Annotated in this window: 1 protein-coding gene; it reads left to right on the forward strand. The window is 52.8% G+C overall.

Annotated features, from left to right (window positions below; all coding sequences use genetic code 11):
- Positions 1–167: 167 nt before the first annotated feature.
- Positions 168–1,790, forward strand: a complete 1,623-nt coding sequence (locus tag LD28_RS0112270; protein WP_156120206.1) for a methyl-accepting chemotaxis protein — start codon at positions 168–170, stop codon at positions 1,788–1,790.
- Positions 1,791–1,956: the final 166 nt, after the last annotated feature.

Here is a 1,956-nt window from a genome sequence, read left to right on the forward strand (position 1 = left end):
GGGTTTGGCAGCTGCGGTCTGGGGCTGGCGCAAGATCCAGAGCTTGGCGGGTAGCAAGTAACATCATGTTGCATCCGCAAGGGGCGGCAATCGCTGCCCCTTTTTCATTGGAGAGGACGCCATGATTTGGGCTCCCATAATGTTCATCACAGGGTTGGTGCTGGCATATGCGATCATATCGGCAAACAATTCGCGCCATTAACTGGCGCTGGATAACAAAGAAGACCCTCAAGGCATTGATGTACTGCATCAACCCGCTGAATTTCTTTAAGCTCATCCTCCGCCTGTTCAAGTGGGCGTTCTATATCATGTTCGGCGCCATCGCGCTGGGAATGCTCACGCTGGCCATTGGTAATTATGCTCACGCGGCGGAATGGGTCGCTGCACAGAAAAAAGATGTTCCTAATTTGACGTCTGGAACTTGCTCGGTTCGGAATGCGGTGCCAAATAGTGTCACAGGTATATCGCTGGATGCCTGTATGGATAGGGTCAAAGCGTATAATCCGCCGCCGAATCCGGCGTGGTCATATGTTTGGAAAGATCAAGCAACCCCAGCCAATTCAAAATTCCCCTGCATGACTGCGGATGGTGGTAAATCATGTGATGGCGGTTCAATGTATGGCACGTTTGTTTATACGGTACAAAGTCAATTTGTTTGCCCTCCGGATGGCAAACCAGAATTCACGTTTGGCCCCAAGGTCACAAATAACGGCACTATATGTGAAAAGAAACCCGTTCAATGTCTCCTCGGGTCAATCAAAGACGTCAACGCAATAACAGGCAAAGAGTTTTGTCGCCCGATATGTGAAGGCATCGCGGGTAATACCTATGGTGAGCCGGGTCAGCCAGTGAGCTTTTTTACAAGCACGTTTGGCTCGGTCAAGATCCAGTGCTATGGCCAGTGTTCCGTTACCACAGTTGGCGGTGCCATCAATCCAGGGGGAAACCCAAACATCTGGATGGGGGTCATCAAGTTCACGGGTGAGAACTGCCCGATACAGACCAGTGGTAACACTGAGGATTCATCAACGGCGGGTGTAGATACTCCAGTCACTCCCCCCAGTTCGTCGCAGGCCACCACCGATGCACAGAACCAGCTCCAGAACGCGGCCAGCAGCGCCGTCAGTAACCCCACGTCAGGTGCAACGGGCACGGCCACGCTGAACACGGTCGTGGACAAGATAGCCGAGACAAGCAACAAAGAGATCAAGGCCAGCAGTGAGCAGAACGCCGCTTTGGGCAAGGTCATCCAGCAGACGGGTAAGGACATTCAGTCGTCGATTAAAGAGGCGCAGTTGTCGGCCTCACAGGGTAGTGCAGGCGCAGGGGTTGGCCAGATACAGACTGCCAACGCCATCAAGGACGGCAACGCCCAGATGGGCACCAAGCTGGACGCCATCAAGGACGCCATCGAGAAGCAAGACGAGGACAACGGCGACAAGCCATTGCCGCCAGGTGACACCAACATCAAGACCGACCCCAAGTCAGTCAACCCCAATCCCAACGACTGGAGCCAGCGCAATTACGGCACGGTCATGCAACATCATGTTACAGAGATGAACTCGTTGCCGTTGTTCTCGGCCATTGGCGGGTTCTTCAAAGTGGATGTTGGTGCGGGTACGTGTCCCCAGTTCAGTATCGACGTGCCGGAGATTGGCGGCATGGGCGGCGGTAGTCTGGTGTTTGATGTGTTCTGCAATGCGGACCTGCAAAAGATATTCGAAATAATCGCGCTGTGCGTGAAGCTATTGGGGCTTTACACCTCGTTTAGAATTGCCCTGCTGGACTAAGGATAAAAGCCATGGAATTGCTTAATTCGTTCAGGAACTGGCTCAAGGATATGATTGAAAGCGTCATCATGTGGGTGGTGCATTTCTTTCAGGCCATATTCCAGTGGTTCGAGGATATCCTGCTGACCACGCTGGAAAAGATATTGGAGGGGCTGAGGTTCGTAAT

This window comes from Aeromonas finlandensis (assembly GCF_000764645.1).
Classification (GTDB): Bacteria; Pseudomonadota; Gammaproteobacteria; order Enterobacterales; family Aeromonadaceae; genus Aeromonas; species Aeromonas finlandensis.

Coding starts and splice junctions, on each gene's coding strand:
- LD28_RS0112270 (WP_156120206.1), top strand. CDS start 168: ATGCGATCATATCGGCAAACAATTCGCGCCATTAACTGGCGCTGGATA.